The following is a 22230-nucleotide window of genomic DNA, read 5'->3' on the forward strand; positions in this document are numbered from 1 at the left end:
CGCATGCGGCAGATCCGAAGCCGGGCTGGATATTTCAGCACGCGCCTGCAAAGAAACGCGAGCGATCCCCTCACCCCAATTGAAACACGGCGACCGGCTGTTCATAGCCGCGCACCGTGACCTCGCCGAGCGCGACCGCATCCTCGCCGTCTTCACCCAGCGCCTCGCGCACGGACGCCGAGATCAGGAGCTGCGAACCAAACTCTTTATTGAGCGCCTCGAGCCGCGATGCGAAGTTCACGGTGTCGCCGATCACGGTATATTCCTTGCGCCTGGGCGATCCGATATTGCCCGCGACGACCTCGCCGAAATGGATGCCGATGCCGATGCGCAGCGGCCAGCTCGTCTGCGCGTTGATGTGATCCATCGCGATCAGCATCTCGCGGCCCGCGGCGACTGCGCGATGCGCGGCATCGGAGGCCTCCAGGGGTGCGCCGAACAGCGCCAGAAAGCCATCGCCGAGAAACTTGTTCACGATGCCGCCATGGCGGTCGAGAATATCGACCAGCACGGCGAAAGCGCCGTCGAGCCGGTCGACGACCTCCTGCGGGGTGCGCGACTGGGCGCCGGCGGTGAAGCCGCGGAAATCGACGAACATCACGGCGACGCGCCTGATATCGCCGGCGACGCTGGTCCCCTCCGCCATCAGCCGCTCGACCACCTGCGGCGAGACGTGCTGGCCGAACAGATTGGTCACCCGGTCGCGCGCGGTCGCCGCCGCGATGCTCGCGCCAAATTGCCGCCGCAACTGCGCGCCGACGGAGCCCGCGAGCACGCCGCAGAGCAGGATGACCGCGCTGCGCACGGTGTGGAAGTAGATCAAGGGTTCGCCGGCGTCGTTCGCCGAATTGAAATACAGCGCGACCGCCAGCAGTTCGCTCGCTGCGACAAATCCCGTGAAGGTGGACAGCCAGAAATCGAGCCGCAGCGTCGAAAGGATGACGAAGATGAAATAGACGAACGGCAGTACGAAGCCGAGCGCTGGCCCAGCGCCCATGCTGCGGATCTGCAGGATCAGGATCAGCGTCGGCGACGAGGTCTCGATAAAGGCGCCGATATAGCGCCTGATGACCGGCAGGTCGCGATCAAGCTTGAGGTTTCGCCTGATCTGGCTGTGGACCCAGACCTCGAACAGCAGGAAGCCTATCACAAGGCCGTATTCGCGGACCATGCCGTCCGTCCCGCGCCAGATCCGGTTCGCGATGGCAGGGTCGATCAGGAAAGTCGCCGTGAGCAAGACCAGCATGACGAGGCCCGTGGCGATCAGCGCCTGCACCCGCAGGAGCTCGGTCCGCAGCACTTCGCGGGTCAACTCGCGCTCGAACTCCTCCGACAAGACGGCTCTGCGCCGGGCTCTCAAGAAGCTGACCATTATTCCCCCGGGTCATTCCGGGGCGATGCGACAGCATCGAACCCGGAATCTCGAGATTCCGGGTTCACGCTTCGCGTGCCCCGGAATGACCTCAGCTATTGTGCCTCAATCCAGCGTGCGGCGGAAGCGCGTCACGGCGATGGTCATGGCCACCAGCATCAAGATGGCCAGCGCCAACGTATCGAACCGCAAATTCGGCATGGTGGCGCCCTTCAGCATGATGGCCCGGACGATGCGAATGTAGTGCGTCAGCGGCAGGCATTCGCCGATATATTGCGCCCAGGCCGGCATCCCCGCGAACGGGAACATGAAGCCGGACAAGAGAATGCTCGGCAGGAAGAACATGAACGACATCTGGATTGCCTGCAGTTGATTCTGCGCGATGGTGGAGAACGTGTAGCCGATCGCGAGATTTGCAGCGATGAAAAGGGTCGAAAGTCCCGCCAGAAGGAACAGATTGCCCAGCACCGGCACGCCGAACAGGAACACTCCGATATTGACGATCAGGAAGGCCTGGACGAAGCCGACCAGGATGTAGGGAACGATCTTGCCGATCATCACCTCGACCGGCTTGATCGGCATCGACAGGAGGCTCTCCATGGTGCCGCGTTCGATCTCGCGCGTCACCGACAGCGCCGTGAAGATCAGCATCGTCATGGTGAGAATGGTGCCGACAAGTCCCGGCACGATGTTGAGCCGCGATTCCGCCGCCGGATTGTAGCGCGCATGGGCGCGGATCTCGAACGGCATCGCCGGGGGATCGCCGATATAGAGATCGTGCGCGAGTGCGGTCTGCACGATCATGCCGAGCGAGCCGAGTGCGGAGCTTGCGGCGACCGGATCGGTTGCGTCGGCTGCAACCAGCAGCGCCGGCTTGTCGCCCCGCCGCACCGCGCGCTCGAAGCCGCGCGGGATCTCGACGCCGAACAGCACTTTGCCGGACTTCAGCAAATTGTCGAACTCGTCGACGTCGTGCACTTCGTAGACGAAGCGAAAATAGGCGGTATTCTCCAACGCCTTCAGGATCGAACGGGCAAGGTCCGAGTCCTCCTGCAGCAGCACCGCGCTCGGCAGATGGTGCGGCGTGGTGTTGATGGCATAGCCGAACAGCAGAAGCTGCATCACCGGGATGGCTATGATCATCGCGAACGAGACGCGGTCCCGCCGAAGCTGAATGAACTCCTTGGCCATCATGGCATAGGATCGACGCCAGAAGCCGAAGCGGTCGCGGATCTCCCGTGCAAGGCCGGTTGTCTGGACAGTGCTCATTGGAAATTGTCCTTGGAGCGGCCCATCAACTCGATGAAGACGTCCTCCAGCGACGGCGCCGATTTCTGCCAGTGCAGCTCACCCTTCTCGCGCCACGGCGCGATGCTGGCTTCGAGGGCGGCGATGTCGCGGCCCGAGACGTGCAGCGAGGTGCCGAACGGCGCCACCATGTCGATCCCGGGCTTGCCGGCAAGCTGGGCCGCGAGGCCGTTCAACTCGCCGGTGACAGTGTAGGTCACTAGCGCGGACTTCGCGATCACCTCGTCGACCGTGCCGTGCGTCAGGAGATGGCCATAGGCGATATAGGCGATCTCGTGACAGCGCTCGGCCTCGTCCATGTAATGGGTCGAGACCAGCACGGTGAGGCCACCGGCGGCGAGCGCATGGATCTCGTTCCAGAAATCGCGCCGCGCCTTCGGATCGACGCCCGCGGTCGGCTCATCGAGCAGCAGCAATTCCGGATTGGGCAGCGTGCAGGCCCCCAATGCAAGGCGCTGCTTCCAGCCGCCGGAGAGTTCGCCCGCGAGCTGCTCCTCGCGGCCCGAGAGGCCAAGCCGCCTGATCATGTCGCGCGCAGCCCCGCGCGCGTCGTCAAGGCCATAAAGCCGCGCAACGAATTCGAGGTTCTCGCGCACGGAGAGATCCTGGTAGAGGCTGAAGCGTTGCGTCATGTAGCCGACCTTGCGCTTGATCTTTTCGGCATCGCGCAGGATGTCGTAGCCGAGACAGGTGCCTTCGCCGCTGTCGGGCGTCAGCAGGCCGCAGAGGATGCGGATGGTCGTGGTCTTGCCCGAGCCGTTCGGCCCGAGGAAGCCGTAGATCGAGCCGCGCTTCACCTGCATCGACAGGTCGTGCACGACCTCGCGGCCGCCAAACGACTTGGTCAGGCCCTTGACGTCGATCGCGATGTCGTTCGCACCGTTCATCGCTTGTCCGCCACCGGAGTCTTGAAATCAAGATTCTTGGGGTTGAGATAGACGTCGATCGGCTGCCCCACCCGCAAGGCATCGGGCCGCGACGGTCGCGCCTGGACCAGATAGACGAGCTTGTTGCGCTCTTCGAGGCTGTAGATCACGGGCGGGGTGTACTCGGCCGTGGTCGCGATGAAGTAGATCTTGGCGGTGAGATCGGCCGCGCAATTGTCGCAGGCGATCCGCACCGTGTCGCCGATCGACAGCTTCGGCAGTTCCGTTTCCGGCACGAAGAAGCGCAGCTTCATGTTGCCGGGCGGCATGATCGAGAGCACCGGCCGCTGCGCCGCCACCATCTCCCCCTCGCGGAAATAGATCTGCTGGATGGTGCCTGCAACAGGCGCAAAACCCTTGCGGCGCGCTAGTCGCGTCTCCGAGGTTGCCACCCGCGCTTCCGCGACACGCAGCGACGACACGGCGGAATCGAGATTGGCTTGCGTGCCCGAACCGGTCTTGCTCAGCGAGGCTGCGCGATCATAGGTCTGCTGCGCATTGGCCAGTGTCGCCTTGTTCTGGTTGAGATCAGCGAGCTGGAGATCATCATCGACGGAATAGAGCTGCTCGCCGACCCTGACCTCGTCACCCTCCCGGACATTCAGCTTCGTTACCCGCCCGGCTTCATCCGGGCTGACATAGATCATGTCGGCCTCGACCCAGCCCTGGAAACCGGGATCGCGCTTCTCGTTGCAGCCGGCAAGTCCGGTTGCGAGCATGGCGGCCAATGCGGCTGCAAAAATCCTTCGTGACGACGTCATGTCGTCCTCCGTTCGCCAAAAATCAAATCGAGATGGACACGCAGCATCTCTTGCGCGTCGAGCGGCGCGTGCCGCGCAAACAGGCTTTGCCAGATCACCGCGATCATCGCCGGCGCGATCAGGATCTGCGGATAGCGCGCGAGCTTTGCCTGTTGGATCTCGCCACGGGCAATGCCGAGCTCGATCAGCGCGCGCATGCCGGCCATCCCCCGCGAGACCACCTCGCGGTAGTAGAAGTCCGCCACCGCCGGAAAGCGGGGCCCCTCCGCCACGATCAGGCGGACGAGATCGCCGCGCCTCGTGCCGATCACCTCTTTGAGAAAATTGCCGGCAAAGGTTTCGATCAGATCGCGCACCGAGCCCGTCGGCGGCGGCAGCGCGTTCAGCTTCGCCACCACCGGCACGATGACGGTGCGCACCAGCTCCTCGAACATCGATTCCTTGTCCTTGAAGTGCAGGTAGATCGTGCCCTTCGCCACGCCGGCGCGCCTGGCGATGTCGTCGAGCCGCGTCGCGGCAAAGCCCCGCGTGATGAACTCCTCCATCGCCGCCGCGACGATCGCATCGCGCCGCTCCGCCGCGCGCGTGGCCCGGTTCGACACCGGCGCGGCTTCGTCGCCGGCTTCCGGATTGCGCGTCTCTGCTTTGGCCGTAGCCGCTTTGGTGAGCTTCTTTGTCATGCTAAGTTTATGACTGACTAGTCAGTCAATGTCAATGAGGCCTGGGCCATTCCGCGACACAACGAATTAGCATTGACTAATGCATTAGTGTTCGCTAATTGATCGACATGATCGAAGCCGCCCCCAATCCCGTCACCGCCGTGATGCGCGCCCTCGCCGATCCGACCCGACGCGCGGTGTTCGAGCGCGTGTTCGACAGCAAGGAGATCAGCGTCGCCGAGCTGACGCGCGGCAGCGGGGTGACGCAGGGCGCGATCTCGCAACATCTGAAATCGCTGAAGCAGGCGGGCCTCGTCGCCGAGCGCGCCGAAGGCCGCAACGTCTATTACCGCGCTGCGCCGCAAGGACTCGAACCGCTTGTGACCTGGATCGATCATTACGGTGTCTTCTGGCGCGAGCGCCTCCAGAACCTGCGTGACCTCTTGAAGGAGATCGACCCGTGAGTGCAGCCGCGCTGAAAGCCGAAACCAAAGATATCGTGATGGACGAGGTGCTCCCTCACGCGCCGGAGACGGTCTGGAAGGTGCTGACATCTGCCCAGCTGATCGCACGCTGGCTGATGCCGCCGACCGGCTTCGAGGCTGTCGAAGGCAATGTCTTCACCTACCAGACCAAGCCGGGCGGCCACTGGGACGGCGTCATCCATTGCCGCGTTCTGGAAGTCGTCCCTAACAGGCGTCTGGTCTACGCCTGGAAGGGCGGCGACGAGCGTAACGTTGGCTACGGCGCGCCGCTCGACACTGTCGTGACCTGGTCCCTCACCCCCGTCGAAGCCGGCACGCGCATTCAGCTGGTTCATGCCGGCTTCGTCATGCCGAGGAACGACAGTGCTTACACCGTCATGAGTGGCGGCTGGAAGAAGGTGATCCGGCAGCTCGACGAAATCAGCGGCGAAGACAGTTGAGGAGTTATTGCGATGACCAAGCCCTATACCGGCGGCTGCGCCTGCGGCGCGATCCGCTATTCAGTCGTCGGCGAGCCCATGTTCTCCAATCATTGCCAATGCCGGGACTGCCAGCGCGAAAGCGGCACCGGCCACGGCTCCTACGCCACCTTCCCGCGCGCCGGCGTCACGGTGACGGGCAAGGCCAAGACATGGGACATGACCGGCGACAGCGGCAACGTGAAGACGCGCGCCTTCTGCCCTGAATGCGGCGTCGCTGTCTACATGACCTTCAAGGTCATGCCCGACATCTTCACCATCCGCGCCGCCAGCCTCGACGAGCCCACCCGCTACAAGCCGCAAGCGGTCACCTACGCGGTGCGTGCGTATGACTGGGATCCTCTCGATTCCGGCCTGACGAAATTCGAGAGGATGCCGCCCGGTTGAGGCGCTCGAACACGCTTTAGCCAAAGTCGAGCACCATGCGGCCGTCGATCTTGCCAGCCTTCATCCGCTCGAACACGTCGTTGATTTGCGAAAGCGGCACTTTCGTCACCTCGGCTTTCACCTTGCCGTCGGCAGCGAACGCAATGGCCTCGTCGAGATCCCTGCGGGTCCCGACGATGGAGCCGCGCACGGTGATGCGCTTGAGCACGACATCGAAGATCGGCGTCGGGAATTCGCCCGGCGGCAGGCCGACGAGGCTGACGGTGCCCTTCCGCCGCACCAGCTTCAACGCCTGCGCGAACGCGGCAGTCGACACCGCCGTGACCAGCACGCCGTGAGCCCCGCCGCCGGTCGCCGTCAGCACCTTGTCCACGGCGTCTTTTGCGAGCGCGTTGACCGCAAGATCGGCGCCAGCCTCGCGCGCGAGCTTCAGCTTGTCCTCGGCGATATCGACGGCCGCGACCTTGAGCCCCATCGCCTTGGCGTACTGGATCGCGACATGGCCGAGCCCACCGACGCCCGAGATCGCAACCCACTCCCCGGGTCGCGCGTCCGTCTCCTTCAATCCCTTGTAGGTGGTGACGCCGGCGCAGAGGATCGGCGCCACGGCCGCGAAGTCGATCGTGGCCGGCAGCCTTGCCGCGAAGGCCGCCGAGGCGATGACATATTCGGCAAAGCCGCCGTTCACGCTGTAGCCGGTGTTGTGCTGATGCTCGCACAGCGTCTCCCAGCCGGTCTCGCAATATTCGCAACTCATGCAGGCGTCGTGCAGCCAGGCGACGCCGACGGCATCGCCGACCTTCAGATTTTTGACGCCGGGCCCGAGCGCCGCGACGATGCCGGCGGCTTCATGGCCGGGAATGAACGGCGGCACCGGCTTGACCGGCCAGTCGCCCGAAGCGGCGTGCAGGTCGGTGTGGCAAACGCCGCAGGCCTTTACCTTGACCAGGACTTCACCGGGACCGGGCTGCGGTACCGGTACATCCTCAATCACCAGCGGCTTGCCGAATTGTTTGACAACAGCGGCTTTCATGGTCGGCATTGCTCTGCTCCATTGCATGACGCAAGCAGACTAGCAATGCCGCACAGCTCTCACTTGATTGGAGTCAAACAACGCAGGTTTATTGGTCGCGTGGCGGAGCGCAGAGCGCGCGCGGCAGCGAAGAGCGCGCCTGGCAGCGAAGAGCGCACCTGGCGTCAGCTATGGAACTTCAATCCGTCGACGATCTTATCGATCAGCTTCCGCTCGGCGCGCATTGCGATGCCGACGAGATTGAGATCGCCGCGCGCGACCGCCCTCACGACCTCGCGATTGGCGGCATCATGCGTGGTCTTGAACATGTCCTCGGTATAGACCGCCGGCCTGACGTTGCGCGTGAGCGCACGATCGAGTGCGCGCGACAACGCCGGGCCATCCGCACCATAGATCAGGATCGGCTGGCCGATCAGCGCAAGATACTTCGTGCTTGAAGCGTCCTCGTAGGCCTCGCCGATGCACTCCGGAAAGGCAGCCGCGACGCCGCTTGTCAGGAATGACGCAACATTGAGCTTCTGCCAGGCCTGGAGGTCGTTGCGAATGACAACGGCAATCTTGGTATCGAACTGCATGAATTCTCCCGCGCACATCCAAACATCTGGCAAGCGCCTGGAAAGAAAAGAAAATCCCGAGCGCTGCGACTGGTGATGAAATGTAACGCGAATTCTCCGAGCGATCACAGCGCAGAAATTTCAATGCGGGATGCGATCGGCTATGCTTCTCTCCGCCGGTCAAGTCGGATATACGTCGATGCCCTGTCACTGAACTGACATAAAGCTACCAATGTCCGAAACCGGCGCCATCAAGCGAGCACTCGAACCGGTGCGGCGTCTCGCCGGGTCAAACGATCAGCACGTTGCAATCAAGAACGCCGCGGCTTCCGCTGCGGAACAAAAACCTGGTTCCAAAATCTCCGACATCGAGCCCCCGCGCAGTGGACCACGTCCCGCCGGCCTGCCCGCCGAGGATATCGGCGCCGAAGCGACGACGCCGGATGTCTCTTCGCCCCGCGATGTTGCGCCTCACGCGAGCGAAATCGAACTCAAGCTGCTCGTGGCTTCCGATCGTCTGGCGGATTTCAACAATGCGCCGATCATCGCAGCGAATGCGCGCAACAAGGGGACGCGCAAGCATCTCAAGGCTGTCTACTACGATACGCCCAAGCGCGCGCTTCGGCGTGACGGATTCAGCTTCAGGGTGCGCCAAAGCGGCACGCGATTCACGCAGACCGTGAAAACGGAATCCAGCAACGATCCGCTGCGACGTGGCGAGTGGGAGGCAGCCGTGCCGTCGATGGCGCCCGACATCGCGCTGGCCATGCCGCTGGTGTCGGACAAGCTGCGCACTGAGCTGGAGCGTCACCCGGTCGAAGCCGTCTTCGGCAGCGACATCCACCGGCATCAGCGCCTCGTCGACTTGCCGTCGGGCACGGTCGAACTCGCCTTTGATCATGGCCATCTGACCGCAGGCGATCGCTCGTTGCCGGTCAGCGAGATCGAGCTGGAGCTCAAGAGCGGCAGCCCGTCCGCGATCTGGGAGCTCGCACTGCGGCTCGCCGAGCATGGTTCCGTGAAACCGTCGATCCGGACAAAATCGGCGCGCGGATTTGACCTCGCGGCCGATGCGCCGCCGCGGACCCCGAAGCCGCCGAAGCTTCGTCTCGATCCATCGATCTCGCTCGACGAAGCCTTCGCCGAGATCCTGCGATCCTGTCTGTTGCATTTGCTCCAGTCGTTGCCCCTAGCCGAGGACGGTCGCGACCCCGAGGGGATGCACCAGCTTCGCGTCGCGCTGCGCCGCCTGCGCTCCGCGCTCGACCTGATGCGGTCGGTGGTATCGCTTGCCAAGCTCGACCTGATGCGCGCTGAAGCAAAATGGCTTGCGGGATGTCTCGCCGGCGCGCGTGACTGGGACGTGTTCCGGCAGGAGACGTTGCGAACCGTCGCGGACGGCTGTCCGTCGGTCACCGGCTTCGACACGCTCGGCGCGCTCGCAGACGAACGTCGCGCAGCCTGTTACGATGCGGCCCGCCTCGCCCTCGCCGACCGACGCTGCCAGTATTTCGTGATCGGGCTCGGCGCCTTTATCGAAGCGCGCGGCTGGCGCAGCGACGTTGCTCCCGAAGGCCTGGCGCAACTGGCGGAGCCGGCGATCAACTTCGCACGCAACATCCTGTCGGCGCAGCATGCCAAGGTGCTGAAGCGCGGCCGCAGATTCAAATCGCTGACGACCGAGCAACGGCACCGCGTCCGCCTCGCCGCGAAGAAGCTGCGCTACTTCGCCGACTTCCTGCTGCCGCTCTGCGGGCACGGCAAATCCGCAAAGCGCTTCTCGCGCAAGCTCGCGGATCTCCAGCAGGAGCTCGGAATCTACAACGACATGGCGACGACGTCGTCGCTGCTCGCCGACGTCAATGCCGGCGCGATCGGCAGCAGCATGGCCGCGGCGGCGATCACGGGCTGGCAGGCCCATGCGACGGTCGGCGTCAAAGCGCGGCTGCTAAAGGCCTGGTCGGAATTCGCTGGGGCCAAGGTGCCCTGGTCAGTGGACGCGGCGGAGCAGCCGATCAAGCTGGTGCGAACCAGCGCGGGCTGGCTGCGCTAACGGCAGTTCGATCCTTGATTAGCCTTTGGCGTCGCACGCCCAGGCCCGGATCACGCATTCCTTGCCGCCATATTTGTAGCATTCGCGGGTCGCGGCATTGAGCGAGGCCGAGATCTTCGGCTTCACGGCGTAGCCATAGGCGCCACAGGGATTGGTCATGTCGACTGACATGGCCGCACAGGCCCGCCTCATCGTCACTGTCGTGCATTCGCCCTTGCACTGCTTTTGAGCGGCGGCACGGGCCTCGTGCTCGGCGCCGTAATCATAGGCCTGGCCATACGCGCCGCACTTGCCAACGGCAAGGGCGCCGGCCGCATGAGCCTCGGTTATATGACGGGCGCCGGCGACACAGACCGACAGCGCAAAGAAAAACATCGCGCAACGGCGCGCGACGACGGTCGTAACCATGGAAAAAACCCCTCACCCCCAAGGCAAGCGGCGGCAACTCTAAGCGGCGGTCGTTTCCAGATGGTGAATGGGTGGTTGAAGCCATGACGGAATAGTGACGCTGCATAACACACTTTATAGTTGTAATTTTTCATAGCGTTATTTAAGGTCGTATAGCGTCAAGCAGAGAGGCAGGGGAAACGTTCATGCGTCCAATCAATTCAATGCTGTTCGGAATCGTTGCGGCGGCCTGTCTGATCGGGCCCCTGCCTGCGCGTGCGCAGTCGGTGAACTGGACCTGGACCAACCAGTATGGCTCGACCCTGGCCATCACCAGCTTCAACCAGAACACGGGCGCGATCGCGGGGACCTACACCAACAACGCGGCGAGCAGTTGCGATGAAGGCAAGCCGCAGGGCGTGACCGGCTGGCTGGCCTACGGCAATACGGGCACCGCGATCAGCTTCTCGGTGAATTACCTCGGCTGCGGGTCGACCACCGTCTGGACCGGACAGCTCAACAACTCGGCCGGATTCCAGGGACTGTGGTATCTGTCCCTCGGCGAGGCCGTCGCATGGAACGGCATCAGCGCGGGCGCCGACACCTTCACCTTCAGCAGCGGCGACAAGACCCTGCTGACGAAGAGCGGCGTCGATCTGAAGGCCGCCAGCGAGAAGCTGTCGAACACCAAGAAATAGGCAAGCAAGGACCCGTAGGGTGGATTAGCGAAGCGTAATCCACCAATGTGTCATCGCAGAAAAGGAAGTGGCGGGTTACGCCAGCGGACCGCGCTTCGCGCAGCCGCTGTCTAACCCACACTACGAAGTTACAGCACCTTCAACCGCGCCTTGCCGCTTCCAGAGCCTGCGGCGTGTCGATGTCGAGGAAGGCACTCTCGCCGTCGACGGGCACTTCCGCGACCGCCTCGGTGTGTTTTGCGATCAAATGCCGCGCGCCGACGTCGCCGTCGAGCGTCATCAATTCCTTGAAGAAGCGACGCGACCACAGCACGGGATTGCCGCGGCGGCCTTCGCTGACGGGCACGACGATCAGATTGCCACGATCAGGCGCAAAGCTGTCGATCAGGCGATCGATCAGGCCGGCATCGATCAGCGGCATGTCGCCGAGGCAAATTACGGCGCCGTCGCTGGCGTCGGGCACGGCCGCAATGCCTGCTTTCACGGAGCTCGCGATGCCGCCGGCGAAATCAGGGTTCTTGACGAACCTTACGTTTAGGCCTTGCAGCGCCTGCTCGACCAGCTCTGTCTGATGTCCGGTGACGACGATCACCTCGGATGCTTTGGAGGCCAGCGCCTGTTCGGTGGCGATCCGCACCAGCTTCTTGCCGTCGAGCTCGGCGAGCAGCTTGTTCGGCCCGCCCATGCGGGTGGAGCGTCCGGCCGCGAGCACGATGGCCGCGACCTGGCTGTTGCCCTCGATCTCGGGTTTGGCGCGCGGCTGCGGCCGCGTCACGATCTCCATCAGCAGGCCGCCGACTCCCATGCCCATCAGCTCGGAGCGTGTCACCTTGATGCCGGCGAGCAGACGCATCAGCACCCAGTCGAATCCGTTCTCCACCGGCGAGCGCGCGCAGCCCGGCGCGCCCAGCACCGGCACGCTGCCGGCGCGCGCGATCAGCAGCAGATTGCCGGGATCAACCGGCATGCCGAAATGTTCGATCTCGCCGCCGATTCCGGTGACGGCAGCCGGAATCACATCGCGGCGGTCGGCAATTGCGGAAGCACCAAACACGATCACGAGCTCGGCGCCAAGCGCGAGCAATTCCTTGATCGCCGCCGACAGCGCACGCTCATCGTGCGGAACCCGCCGTTCGGCGACGATGCTGGCACCGGCCGGCGCGAGGCGCTCGGCGGTGACGCGCAAGGTCTTGTCGACCACCTTGGACGACAAGCCCGGCAGCAGCGTCGAGACCACGCCGACACGCTTGATGACATAGGGCGCGATTTTCAGCACGTCCTTGCCGGCCGCCTTCACCGCGGCATCGCGCAAGCTGCCTTCGACACCGAACGGGATGATCTTCACCGTGCCGACCATCTCGCCTTCGACCACCGGCTTGTAGGCGGGGAGCGTGGCAAAGGTGATGGCCTCGTCGACATTGTTGATGCGGTCGACCGCGGCGCGGTCGATGACCAGCACGCCCGGCCGCGCGGCGAACAAATTGGCGCGGCCGGTAAAGGCGCGCTCGACATGGATGCCCTCGCCCCCGATGGCAAGCGCGATGCTGGCGGCCGCGACGTCCTCGGAAACGTCGCCTTCCTCCATGCGCACCACCACGATGTCCTTGATGCCGGCGCGCTCCAGCTGTTCGACCTCGGCAGGCCCGATCGTCGTGCCTTTCTTCAGCACCAGCGGTCCCTGGCGCAGGGTGTGGACGGTCACCCCGCCGATCGCATCCCTGGGGCTCGCGGGGCCGAACTTCATGCCGCTTCTTCTTTTTCCTTGGGTGGCAGCCGCAGCACCGCCGTGATCTCGGCCATGATCGCCACCGCGATCTCGGAGGGCGAGACCGCGCCGATCGCAAGGCCAATGGGCGCGTGGATGCGCGCGATGTCGCTTTCCTTGGCGCCCTGCGCCCGCAGCCGGTCAGCGCGCTTGGCATGCGTCTTTCGCGAGCCCAGCGCGCCGATATAGAAGCAGTTGCGCTCAAACGCATGCAGCAGCGCGGGATCGTCGATCTTGGGATCATGCGTCACTGCGACGAAGGCGGTGTAGGCATCGACATTGAGCGGCGGCAGCGCGGTCTCGGGCCATTCGGCGACCAGCGGAATGTCGGGGAAGCGCTCGGGGCTGGCAAAGGCCGTGCGCGGATCGACAACGGTGACGTCATAACCGAGCGAGCGCGCCAGCGGCGCCAGCGCCTGGCTGATATGGACCGCGCCAATGATGACGAGCTTTGCGGTCGGCGCGTAGACGTTGAGGAACAGTTTTTTACCGCCGGCCTCGACATTGGCGCTCTTGCCCATGCGAAGCTGCTTGTCCAATTCAGTACGCAGAGGGTCCTTGGCGAAGTCGGCCGCCTTCACCAGGCGCTGCTCGCCGCTCTCGGTGTCGGTCACCAAAATCACCGGCCGGCGCGCGGCGCGCTCGGCATTGAGTTCGTGCAGAATTGAGAGCTTCACGGTCAGCCGACCTTCTCGACGAAGACGCGGATGGTGCCGCCGCAGGACAGACCGACATTCCAGGCGGTCTCGTCGGCGACGCCGAACTCCAGCATCTTCGGCTTGCCGCTCTCGATCACATCCATGGCCTCGGTGACCACGGCGCCCTCGACGCAGCCGCCGGAGACGGAGCCCAGGAACGTGCCCTCGTCATTGATGACAAGGCTCGAGCCCGCCGGGCGCGGGGCCGAACCCCAGGTTTCGACAACGGTGGCCAGCGCGACGCCGCGCCCGGCCTTCTGCCAGTCCTCCGCCGCCTTCAGGATGTCCTCGTCGCGATCGAGCATGGCTAGCCTCTCAAGCTGCGGAGCGGATCAGGCTGCGGTGATGCGGCGGCAGCGGCCGGGAGAGCGTCGTGATCAGCTCCTGGATCGAGCTCAAATTATGTACCGGGCGGAATTCGTCAACGTGCGGGAGCATCATTTTGATGCCCTGGGCCTTGGCCTCGAAGCCCCCGAACCGAAGCAGCGGGTTGAGCCAGATCAGCCGCCGGCAGGAGCGGTGCAGCCGGTCCATCTCGAAGGCCAGCTTGGAATCTGCCTCCCGCTCCAGCCCGTCGGAGATCAGCAGGACGATCGCGCCCTGGCTCAGCACCCGCCGTGCCCATAATTTGTTGAAGTTGTGCAGCGAGGCCGAGATCCTCGTGCCGCCGGCCCAGTCCTCGACTGCCGCCGAGCAGCTCGCCAGCGCCTCGTCGGGATCGCGCTGGCGCAGCGCGCGTGTCACATTGGTCAGGCGGGTGCCGAACAGGAACACCGAGACGCGCTTGCGCGCATCGCCGATGGCATGCAGGAAATGCAGGAACAGGCGGGTGTACTCGCTCATCGAGCCGGAGATGTCGAGCAGGGCCACGATCGGGGCCGGTTTCTCGATCCGCCCGAGGCGATGGATGTCGATGATATCGCCGCCGGTGCGCAACGACGCCCGCAGCGTTCGGCGCATGTCGAGCCGCAGGCCACGCGGATCGGGCAGATAGCGGCGCGTCAAAAGCTCCGCCTGCGGCAGGTGCATCATGTCGATGGCGCGGAGCGCCTCTGCGATCTCGGCCGCACTCATTTGCGCAAAATCCTTCTTCTGAAGGATCTCCTTGTCGGAGACCGACAGGCGCAGATCCTGCTCCTGGTGCTGCGGCGTCTCGGTCATGCGCGGCTGCGACATCGCCTCCTGGACGCGGCGCGAGCCGGCCTGGGGCTTCTTCTTGGCCTGCTCCGGCAGCGGCACCGAATCGAGCAGGTGCTTCCACTCTTCCGAGGCGCGGAAAAACAGGTTGAAAGCCTGCTTGAAGATCAGCGCATGCTCATGGCGCTTGACGAAGATCGCCTCCAGCGTGGTGAAGACGTCGGCGCGGTTGCCGATGTCGATCACCTGCAGCGCGCTCATGGCATCGATCACCGCGCCGGGGCCGACCGGCATTCCGGCCGCGCGCAGCGCGCGCGCAAAGCCGACGATGTTGTCGGCGAACTGCTCGGTCTGCTCCGGGGCAAGGTGGTTGATGGCCATGCTGGTACTCATCTTCTCGTCATTCCGGGGCGCGAGTGAAACCAGAGAACCCGGAATCTCGAGGTTCCGGGTTCGATGCTTCGCATCGCCCCGGAACGACGACGACTAATTCTCGCTCGTCGCTTCCTTCAGCACCTTCTGCAGGGTGTCGCCCTGCATCCGGGTGATGTCGTCCTGGTATTTGAGCAGCGCGCCCAGCGTGTCGCCGACCACTTGCGGGGTCAGCGAGCGGGCATCGAGCTCGGACAAGGCGGTGGCCCAGTCGATGGTCTCGGCGACACCGGGCGACTTGTAGAAATCCTGGTTGCGCAGCGCCTGCACGAAGCGGACGACCTGCTGCGACAGCTTGACCGAGATACCGGGCACGCGCGTCTTGACGATCGCAAGCTCGCGCTCCGCAGCGGGATAGTCGACCCAGTGATAGAGACAGCGCCGCTTCAGCGCATCGTGAATTTCGCGGGTGCGATTGGAGGTGATGATGACGATCGGCGGATGCGGCGCCTTCACGGTGCCGAATTCGGGGATCGTCACCTGGAAGTCGCTGAGGATTTCCAGGAGATACGCCTCGAACGCCTCATCGGCGCGGTCGAGCTCGTCGATCAGCAGCACCGGCGGTCCGGCAACGTCAGGCTCCAGCGCCTGCAGCAGCGGCCGCTTGATCATGTAGCGGTCGGCGAAGATGTCGCTCGACAGCTGCTCGCGATCGGTGTCGCCGGCGGCTTCCGCCATCCGGATCGCGATCATCTGCGCGGCGCTGTTCCACTCATAGACCGCGGAGGAGACGTCGAGGCCCTCGTAGCACTGCAGGCGGATCAGCTTCCGCCCCAGCGCCGCCGAGAGCACTTTTGCGATCTCGGTCTTGCCGACGCCGGCCTCGCCTTCCAGGAACAGCGGCCGGCCCATGCGCAGCGACAGATACGTCACCGTCGCCAGCGACCGCTCGGCCAGATAGCCGCGCGAGGTCAAGAGTTCGAGCATCGCATCGACCGATGCCGGCAGGGTCGCTGAAGTCATGAAAGTGCCAGTCTCGTTAGGCCCTCGCTAACGGGCAAGTCTCGGGCCAAGGCGTGAGGTCCACTCACTCCTTGGCATTGGCCGCGTCGACGGCGCGCCGTGTCAGCACGCCGATCAGATGCGCGCGGTATTCGGCGCTGCCGTGGATGTCGCTGTTGAGCCCTTCCGCCGGCACGTCGATGCCTTCAAGCACCTTGGACGAGAACCGCTTTTTCAGCGCTTCCTCGAATGCATCGACGCGGAACACACCGTCCGAACCAGCACCGGTGACGGCGACGCGCACATCCGACGGACGCCGCGCCACGAACACGCCGACCAGCGCGTAGCGCGAGGCCTGGTTGCGGAACTTGATATAGGCAGCCTTCTTCGGCAGCGGGAACATTACCTTGGTGATGATCTCGTCGGCTTCCAGCGCGGTCGAGAACAGGCCCTGGAAAAACTCCTCGGCCTTGAGGCGGCGCTTGTTGGTGACGATGGTGGCGCCGAGCGCGAGCACAGCGGCCGGATAGTCCGCGGTCGGATCGTTATTGGCGAGCGAACCGCCGATCGTGCCCTTGTGGCGCACCGCGGGATCGCCGATCTGGCCGGCGAGATTGGCGAGCGCCGGAATGGCTTCACCGACGACAGCCGAGGTCGCGACCTCGGCATGCCTGGCGGTGGCGCCGATCACCAGCGAACGGCCCTTCGTCTCGATCGTGTTCAGCCCCTCGATATGGGAGAGGTCGACCAGATGCGGCGGGCTTGCGAGCCGCTGCTTCATGACCGGAATCAGCGTGTGACCGCCGGCGATCAGCTTGGCGTCCTCGTTCTTCACCAGGAGATTGGCGGCCTGCCGGACGGTGCCGGGGCGGTGGTATTTGAATTCGTACATGGGGGTATCCTGGGGGTGTCCTGATCGCGGAGAGCGCGCGGTTACGCGAGATCGGATTTCGCCATCGCCTTCGCGCCGGCGGCGATCGAGGCGACGATATTCTGGTAGCCGGTGCAGCGGCAGAGATTGCCTTCCAGCTCTTCCCGGATGGTATGGTCGTCGAGCTCGTGGCCCTTGCGATGGACGATGTCGATCGCGGTCATGATCATGCCGGGCGTGCAGAAGCCGCATTGCAGGCCATGGTGCTCGCGGAAGGCTTCCTGCATCGGATGCAGCGGCGCGCCGTCGGCGGCCAATCCCTCGATCGTCTTGACCTCGTGGCCGTCGGCCATCACGGCGAGCGTCGTGCAGGACTTCACGGCCTTGCCGTCGAGATGCACGACGCAGGCGCCGCACTGCGAGGTGTCGCAGCCGACATGTGTGCCGGTCAGGCGCAGATTCTCGCGCAGGAACTGCACGAGGAGCGTCCGCGGGTCGACATTGCCGGTAACAGGATTGCCGTTCACGATGAGGGAGATTTTTGCCATAAGCACTCTCTGTCAGCGCCCCGACGGGTCCCGTCGAAGCGGTTCTTTCTTATAATTATTCCAACCCATCATATGGGCCATTATGGCCGGGGGCAACATTGCCCCAAGCGCAAGGTGCCATGACGGAAAGCGAGGGCGATCAGCCCTGTACCGCCTTGGCGAAATTCGCGAAAAACTCGTCGGCCAGCTTCTTGGCGGTGCCGTTGATCAGGCGCTGCCCGAGCTGCGCCAACTTGCCGCCGATCTGCGCCTCGACGTCATAGGAGAGCAGCGTGCCGCCATCCTTCTCCGCGAGCTTCACTGCGGCGCCGCCCTTGGCAAAGCCGGCCACCCCGCCCTCGCCCTCGCCCGAGATCTTGTAGCCGTTCGGCGGGTCGAGATCGGAGAGCATCACCTTGCCCTTGAAGCGCGCCGAGACCGGACCGACCTTCATTTTTGCCGTTGCACGGAAGCCGCCGTCCTCGGTCTTCTCCAGCTCCTCGCAGCCGGGGATGCAGGCCTTCAGCACCGCGGGATCGTTGAGCTTCTCCCATACGGCCTCGCGCGGCGCCGCAAGCTGGACTTCGCCGTTCATTGTCATGGCCATGGGGCGCCTCCGGGGTCGCAAAAGGTGGGATGCTCAAGTAACGCAGGGAGACCGCAAAGAAAAGGGTCACCCATGGTCACGTGGAATGCATATTCGCACCTGCAAAAAGTCTTGTGCCGATCGTCAGGGATTGGCAGAGCCTGATCATGATGATTAGGTCTCTTTACCGGACTTGCGCAACATGAGCACAGCCCTCTCCCCCCTGCTTGCGCCGATGCTGTCGAGCGCAGCCATGCGCGCCGTCTGCGACGACCGGACCACGCTGCAGAACATGCTCGATTTCGAGGCAGCCCTGGCCCGGGCCGAGGCCGCCACCGGTGTGATTCCCGCATCCGCAGTGGGCCCGATCGAAACGGCCTGCAAGGCCGATGCCTTCGACATGACCGCGCTGGCCATGGCTGCGACCCGGTCGGGCAATCTCGCGATCCCGCTGGTCAAGATGCTGACCGCCAATGTCGGCAAGGCTGACGTGGAGGCCGCGCGCTATGTGCATTGGGGCGCGACCAGCCAGGACGTCATCGACACCGCGACCATGCTGGGCTTGCGCGCCGCCATCGATGCGCTGGATGCCGACCTCGGCCGCGCCATCAAGGGCTTCGCCGCACTCGCGCGCGCCCATCGCAACACCGCGATGGTGGCGCGGACCTGGCTCCAGCACGCCCTGCCGATGCCGTTCGGATTGAAGGCCGCTGAATATGCCTCGAGCCTCGCCCGTGCCCGCTGCCGTCTGCGGCGGCTCCGCCGCGAGGGTCTCGCCCTGCAATTCGGCGGCGCCGCCGGCACGCTCGCAGCCCTCGGCGACAACGGCCTCGCAGTCGCCGAACGATTGGCGCAGGAGCTCAGCCTGCCGCTGCCCGAGGCGCCCTGGCACACCCATCGCGACCGCATTGCCGAAGCTGCATCAGCCTTCGCGATCCTCGCCGGAAGCTGCGGCAAGATCGCGCGCGACGTCTCGCTGATGATGCAGACCGATGTCGGCGAAGCCTTCGAGCCCGCCGGCGAAGGCCGCGGCGGCTCCTCGACCATGCCGCACAAGCGCAACCCGGTCGCGGCCGCAAGCGCGCTCGGCTGCGCGACCATCGCCCCGCAGCTCACCGCTACGATTCTGGCCGCGCAAGTGCAGGACCACGAGCGCAGCGCCGGGCCCTGGCATGCGGAATGGCCGACACTGCCGCAATTGATGCTCGTCACCTCGGGCGCGCTCGCCGCGATCGTCGACATCGCCGAAGGCCTCGAGGTCGATGCCGCGCGCATGCGCAGCAATCTCGATACAACGCACGGGCTGATCATGGCGGAAGCCGTCACCTTTGCGCTCGCCGACAAGATCGGCAAGAGTGATGCGCATCATCTGATCGAGGTCGCGAGCAAGCGCGCGGTCGCCGAGAAGAAGCACCTGCGCGACATCCTCTCCGCCGATTCGCAGGTCACCGCGCATCTGACGCCGGAGAAAATTGCGGCATTGTTCGAGCCGATGGCCTATCAAGGTGCGTCACAGGCCCTGATCGATCGCCTGCTCGCTTCGTTGGATCTCTCCTGATGTCATTGCCAGGCTTGACCCGGCAATCCATCATCCAGGATAGATTCACCTTCTAGATGGATGCGCGGGTCAAGCCCGCGCATGACAAGGAACATGCAATGCCCATGATCGATGCCGACGGTTGCCTGATCAACGTCTCTGTCGAGGGCCGTGACGGCGGGCCGACCCTGATGCTCTCCAACTCGCTCGGCTGCACGCTGCAGATGTGGGAGCCGCAGATGAAGGCGCTGACGCAGGTGTTCCGCGTCATCCGCTACGACCGCCGCGGTCATGGCAAGTCCAACGTCCCGCCCGCCCCCTATACGATGGAGCGCTTCGGCCGCGACGTGCTCGCGATCCTCGACGACCTCAACATCGAGAAGGTACATTGGTGCGGCCTGTCGATGGGCGGCATGGTCGGGCAATGGCTCGGCGCCAACGCGCCGGAAAGATTCGGCAAGATCATCCTCGCCAACACCACCTGCTACTATGCCGAGCCGACCAGATGGCTGGAGCGCATCGACGCCGTGAAGAAGGGCGGCATCGCGGCGGTCGCCGATGGCGTGATCGCGGGCTGGCTGACGCAGGATTTCCGCGAGCGCGAGCCCGAGATCACCGCCAGGATGAAGGCGATGCTGCTTGCGACCCCGGTCGAAGGGTATCTGGCCTGCTGCGAGGCGCTGTCGACGCTCGACCAGCGCGCGCTGCTGCCCAAGATCAAGAGCCCGACGCTGGTGATCGCCGGCCGCCACGATCAGGCCACTCCGATCTCCGCGGGCGAGCTGATCCGCTCGAGCATTCCAGGCGCCAGCATGACCATCATCGACGCCGCCCACATTTCCAATGTCGAGCAGCCGCACGCGTTCACCGACGCGGTGGTGGGATTCTTGACGCAACGGTAGTTGTTATCACCGTCATTCCGGGGCGCCGCGAAGAGGCGAACCCGGAATCTCGAGATTCCGGGTTCGATGCTTCGCATCGCCCCGGAATGACTGATCCGGAGGAAACAGCATGGACGACCAGAAGCGCCGCGATGCCGGCATGACCGTACGCCGCAAGGTGCTGGGCAATGCCTGGGTCGACAAATCGATCGCGAACCGCAACGCCTTCAACACCGATTTCCAGGACATGATCACGCGCTATGCCTGGGGCGAGATCTGGACCCGGCCGCATTTCGACGAGCGGACGCGGCGCGTGCTTGTCATCGGCACCATGGTCGCGCTCGGACAATGGGATGAATTCCGCCTGCACGTGCGCGCGGCGCTGGCCGAGGGCGGCTTCACCCCCGACGACATCAAGGAAATCCTGCTGCAGCAGGCGATCTATTGCGGCGTCCCGGCGGCGAACCACGCCGTCAAGGAAGCCTCAGCGATTGTGCAGGAGCTCGGCCTTATCAAAGGCTAGCGCCGCGGTATCCGGAACGGCAACCGTCTTCGGCGCTCCGTCCGGCCGCTCGATCAGCAGCACGATCGCGGCGCCAAGCAGCAGCAGCAGCTCCGTGGCGTGCAACCGAAGGGCGGCCATCTCGCCGACCTTGGAGGCCATGACCATGCTTGCGAACGAGATCAGGCTGCCGATTGCGAGCGCAATGCCGAGCGCCTCGTCGCTGGCCCCGCTCCTGCGGGTGCGCGGAATGACCAGAAGCGCAAGACAGATCGCAAAGAACGCCACCACGGTCAGCCGTCCCAGCGCCAGCAACCAGGCGGCGCGCACCGTGCTCAGGCCGGACATCTGCAGCTGGTCGCTGAGGAACAGCGCCACCGCGACGCTCGGCCGCTCGTAGAGACCATGCACCGGCGCGACCATGATGTTGAAGGCGACCATCGTCCAGGCCGGGATGAAATAAGCCGCCAGCAGCGCGCCGTTGACCGAGCTGATCCGCCAATTTTTGAACATGCCGCTTCCCGCTTCGTCTACTCGCCTTCGTGGTAAGGCCTTGCCGGGAGCTAACTCGCACCGGACTGCGGCGGCAATTTAAACTCTTTGTTTACCTTAACTGGCCTGTTGACAGGCCGTTGTTCCGGGATGGTGCGTGAGCACCAGACCTCAGGTGCGCAATTGCGCACCGGGGAACCTCGAGATTGCGGGCTCGGCTGTTCGAGCGCCCCGGAATGACGCCAGACAAAAAAAAAGGCCCCGCCTCTCGGCGGGACCACGTTGCGCTACTCCCAGGGGGTCAATCCAGTCTGTTGTCCTGCTTGCCGCCCTGCTGCTGGCCGGGCTTGTCGCCCTGGCGCATCGGATCGTGCTGCTGCTGCTGTCCGGGTTTCTGGCCGCCGCCCTGCTGCTGCCCTGGTTGCTGGCCCGGGCGCTGCTGGCCGGGGCTTTGATTCTGCTGGCCCGGATTCTGGTTCTGCTGCTTCGTCATGGGGGAAAGCTCCCTTGTTGGACGTCAGTTGGGAGATAACCGCCGGTGTTGATTTTGGTTGCCTTGCGGAACCCGGTTCCTCGCAGGTGCGGAACCGGGAGCCGGCATCCGAAGCCGAAATCAACTCTGTACAAGCGCTTGTGCCAGGGCATCCCCAGTTGCGGCCGCCAGTTCCCTCCTGTTACAAAACGGGAAGAAGACGGGGCTGCCGGGGCCCGAGAAGAAACCAAGCACTCTCTCGAATAGCTCCCTTTCAACGTCAGGT

The 22230-nt window shown here is 64.4% G+C and carries 26 protein-coding genes; 8 read left to right on the forward strand and 18 right to left on the reverse strand.

Annotated elements, in window-relative coordinates:
* Positions 1 to 70: 70 nt before the first annotated feature.
* From XH98_RS05685 to XH98_RS05705, 5 genes are all read right to left on the reverse strand, one after another.
* Entirely contained in the window at positions 71 to 1372 is a 1302-nt protein-coding gene (locus XH98_RS05685; RefSeq protein ID WP_271618048.1) for an adenylate/guanylate cyclase domain-containing protein, read from the reverse strand.
* Between the two features lie 105 nt (positions 1373 to 1477).
* Positions 1478 to 2641, reverse strand: coding sequence for an ABC transporter permease (locus XH98_RS05690; RefSeq protein ID WP_271618049.1), 1164 nt, complete (start codon positions 2639 to 2641; stop codon positions 1478 to 1480).
* Positions 2638 to 3567, reverse strand: coding sequence for an ABC transporter ATP-binding protein (locus XH98_RS05695; RefSeq protein ID WP_271597042.1), 930 nt, complete (start codon positions 3565 to 3567; stop codon positions 2638 to 2640). The genes XH98_RS05690 and XH98_RS05695 overlap by 4 nt, the downstream gene beginning before the upstream one ends.
* The gene (locus XH98_RS05700; protein ID WP_271597043.1) at positions 3564 to 4367 is read right to left on the reverse strand and encodes an HlyD family secretion protein; all 804 of its coding nucleotides are present in this window, start codon (positions 4365 to 4367) and stop codon (positions 3564 to 3566) included. Before XH98_RS05700 ends, XH98_RS05695 begins: the two co-directional genes overlap by 4 nt.
* The gene (locus XH98_RS05705) at positions 4364 to 5047 is read right to left on the reverse strand and encodes a TetR/AcrR family transcriptional regulator (RefSeq protein WP_271618050.1); all 684 of its coding nucleotides are present in this window, start codon (positions 5045 to 5047) and stop codon (positions 4364 to 4366) included. The genes XH98_RS05700 and XH98_RS05705 overlap by 4 nt, the downstream gene beginning before the upstream one ends.
* Before the next feature lie 107 nt (positions 5048 to 5154).
* Between XH98_RS05705 and XH98_RS05710 the strand changes: the two genes are divergently transcribed.
* Genes XH98_RS05710 through XH98_RS05720 form a run of 3 tightly spaced genes read left to right on the forward strand, consistent with a single transcriptional unit; the run spans position 5155 to position 6377 of the window.
* Entirely contained in the window at positions 5155 to 5490 is a 336-nt protein-coding gene (locus tag XH98_RS05710; protein WP_057748836.1) for an ArsR/SmtB family transcription factor, read from the forward strand.
* Positions 5487 to 5951 (forward strand): SRPBCC family protein, encoded by a 465-nt coding sequence (locus XH98_RS05715; RefSeq protein ID WP_271597045.1) that lies wholly within the window; start codon positions 5487 to 5489, stop codon positions 5949 to 5951. Before XH98_RS05710 ends, XH98_RS05715 begins: the two co-directional genes overlap by 4 nt.
* Positions 5952 to 5963: 12 nt before the next feature.
* On the forward strand, positions 5964 to 6377 hold the full coding sequence (locus XH98_RS05720) for a GFA family protein (protein WP_271618051.1): 414 nt from the start codon (positions 5964 to 5966) through the stop codon (positions 6375 to 6377).
* 16 nt (positions 6378 to 6393) lie between these two features.
* On the opposite strand, the gene adhP is transcribed toward XH98_RS05720, so the two are convergent.
* Positions 6394 to 7419: an alcohol dehydrogenase AdhP gene (adhP, locus tag XH98_RS05725; protein ID WP_271597046.1), complete on the reverse strand. Its 1026-nt coding sequence runs from the start codon at positions 7417 to 7419 to the stop codon at positions 6394 to 6396.
* A 155-nt stretch (positions 7420 to 7574) separates the two neighbouring features.
* Positions 7575 to 7985 carry a DUF2000 family protein gene (locus XH98_RS05730; protein ID WP_271618052.1) on the reverse strand — a complete coding sequence of 137 codons (411 nt, stop codon included), beginning with the start codon at positions 7983 to 7985 and terminating at the stop codon, positions 7575 to 7577.
* 211 nt (positions 7986 to 8196) lie between these two features.
* Here XH98_RS05730 and XH98_RS05735 point away from each other — a divergent pair, with 211 nt between their 5' ends.
* Positions 8197 to 10017: a CYTH and CHAD domain-containing protein gene (locus XH98_RS05735; RefSeq protein WP_271618053.1), complete on the forward strand. Its 1821-nt coding sequence runs from the start codon at positions 8197 to 8199 to the stop codon at positions 10015 to 10017.
* A gap of 18 nt (positions 10018 to 10035) precedes the next feature.
* Here XH98_RS05735 and XH98_RS05740 read toward each other — a convergent pair whose 3' ends face one another.
* A complete protein-coding gene (locus tag XH98_RS05740) occupies positions 10036 to 10425 on the reverse strand; it encodes a DUF4189 domain-containing protein (RefSeq protein WP_057748850.1) in 390 nt (129 codons plus the stop codon).
* A gap of 185 nt (positions 10426 to 10610) precedes the next feature.
* On the opposite strand from XH98_RS05740, the gene XH98_RS05745 reads away from it, so the two are divergent.
* Positions 10611 to 11102: an avidin/streptavidin family protein gene (locus XH98_RS05745; RefSeq protein ID WP_271597049.1), complete on the forward strand. Its 492-nt coding sequence runs from the start codon at positions 10611 to 10613 to the stop codon at positions 11100 to 11102.
* Between the two features lie 139 nt (positions 11103 to 11241).
* Here the strand turns inward: XH98_RS05745 and XH98_RS05750 are convergent, their stop codons facing one another.
* The 8 genes from XH98_RS05750 to XH98_RS05785 all read right to left on the reverse strand — a co-directional run bounded on the left by XH98_RS05750 (position 11242) and on the right by XH98_RS05785 (position 18081).
* Complete coding sequence (locus XH98_RS05750; RefSeq protein WP_271618054.1) at positions 11242 to 12846, reverse strand: molybdopterin-binding/glycosyltransferase family 2 protein; 1605 nt, start codon at positions 12844 to 12846, stop codon at positions 11242 to 11244.
* Positions 12843 to 13544, reverse strand: coding sequence for an XdhC family protein (locus tag XH98_RS05755; RefSeq protein ID WP_057748862.1), 702 nt, complete (start codon positions 13542 to 13544; stop codon positions 12843 to 12845). The genes XH98_RS05750 and XH98_RS05755 overlap by 4 nt, the downstream gene beginning before the upstream one ends.
* 2 nt (positions 13545 to 13546) lie before the next feature.
* Positions 13547 to 13870 (reverse strand): XdhC family protein, encoded by a 324-nt coding sequence (locus XH98_RS05760; RefSeq protein WP_008564652.1) that lies wholly within the window; start codon positions 13868 to 13870, stop codon positions 13547 to 13549.
* A 10-nt stretch (positions 13871 to 13880) separates the two neighbouring features.
* Complete coding sequence (locus tag XH98_RS05765; protein WP_271597051.1) at positions 13881 to 15083, reverse strand: vWA domain-containing protein; 1203 nt, start codon at positions 15081 to 15083, stop codon at positions 13881 to 13883.
* Between the two features lie 105 nt (positions 15084 to 15188).
* On the reverse strand, positions 15189 to 16097 hold the full coding sequence (locus XH98_RS05770) for an AAA family ATPase (protein ID WP_057748868.1): 909 nt from the start codon (positions 16095 to 16097) through the stop codon (positions 15189 to 15191).
* 64 nt (positions 16098 to 16161) lie between these two features.
* A complete protein-coding gene (locus tag XH98_RS05775; protein ID WP_271618055.1) occupies positions 16162 to 16968 on the reverse strand; it encodes an FAD binding domain-containing protein in 807 nt (268 codons plus the stop codon).
* Positions 16969 to 17009: 41 nt separating this feature from the next.
* Positions 17010 to 17495, reverse strand: a complete 486-nt coding sequence (locus tag XH98_RS05780; RefSeq protein WP_057748873.1) for a (2Fe-2S)-binding protein — start codon at positions 17493 to 17495, stop codon at positions 17010 to 17012.
* A 139-nt stretch (positions 17496 to 17634) separates the two neighbouring features.
* On the reverse strand, positions 17635 to 18081 hold the full coding sequence (locus tag XH98_RS05785) for an SRPBCC family protein (protein ID WP_057748876.1): 447 nt from the start codon (positions 18079 to 18081) through the stop codon (positions 17635 to 17637).
* 181 nt (positions 18082 to 18262) lie between these two features.
* Here XH98_RS05785 and XH98_RS05790 point away from each other — a divergent pair, with 181 nt between their 5' ends.
* From XH98_RS05790 to XH98_RS05800, 3 genes are all read left to right on the forward strand, one after another.
* Complete coding sequence (locus XH98_RS05790; protein WP_271618056.1) at positions 18263 to 19618, forward strand: 3-carboxy-cis,cis-muconate cycloisomerase; 1356 nt, start codon at positions 18263 to 18265, stop codon at positions 19616 to 19618.
* Between the two features lie 98 nt (positions 19619 to 19716).
* Positions 19717 to 20499: a 3-oxoadipate enol-lactonase gene (pcaD, locus tag XH98_RS05795; protein WP_271618057.1), complete on the forward strand. Its 783-nt coding sequence runs from the start codon at positions 19717 to 19719 to the stop codon at positions 20497 to 20499.
* 109 nt (positions 20500 to 20608) lie between these two features.
* Entirely contained in the window at positions 20609 to 21001 is a 393-nt protein-coding gene (locus XH98_RS05800; protein ID WP_057748880.1) for a carboxymuconolactone decarboxylase family protein, read from the forward strand.
* Here the strand turns inward: XH98_RS05800 and XH98_RS05805 are convergent.
* Together XH98_RS05805 and XH98_RS05810 are read right to left on the reverse strand one after the other, a co-directional pair.
* Positions 20963 to 21493 carry a hypothetical protein gene (locus XH98_RS05805; RefSeq protein ID WP_271597054.1) on the reverse strand — a complete coding sequence of 177 codons (531 nt, stop codon included), beginning with the start codon at positions 21491 to 21493 and terminating at the stop codon, positions 20963 to 20965. The genes XH98_RS05800 and XH98_RS05805 overlap by 39 nt on opposite strands.
* A gap of 280 nt (positions 21494 to 21773) precedes the next feature.
* A complete protein-coding gene (locus tag XH98_RS05810; protein WP_057748885.1) occupies positions 21774 to 21965 on the reverse strand; it encodes a hypothetical protein in 192 nt (63 codons plus the stop codon).
* Positions 21966 to 22230: the final 265 nt, after the last annotated feature.

Source organism: Bradyrhizobium sp. CCBAU 51745 (genome assembly GCF_028128715.1).
Lineage (GTDB): Bacteria > Pseudomonadota > Alphaproteobacteria > Rhizobiales > Xanthobacteraceae > Bradyrhizobium > Bradyrhizobium manausense.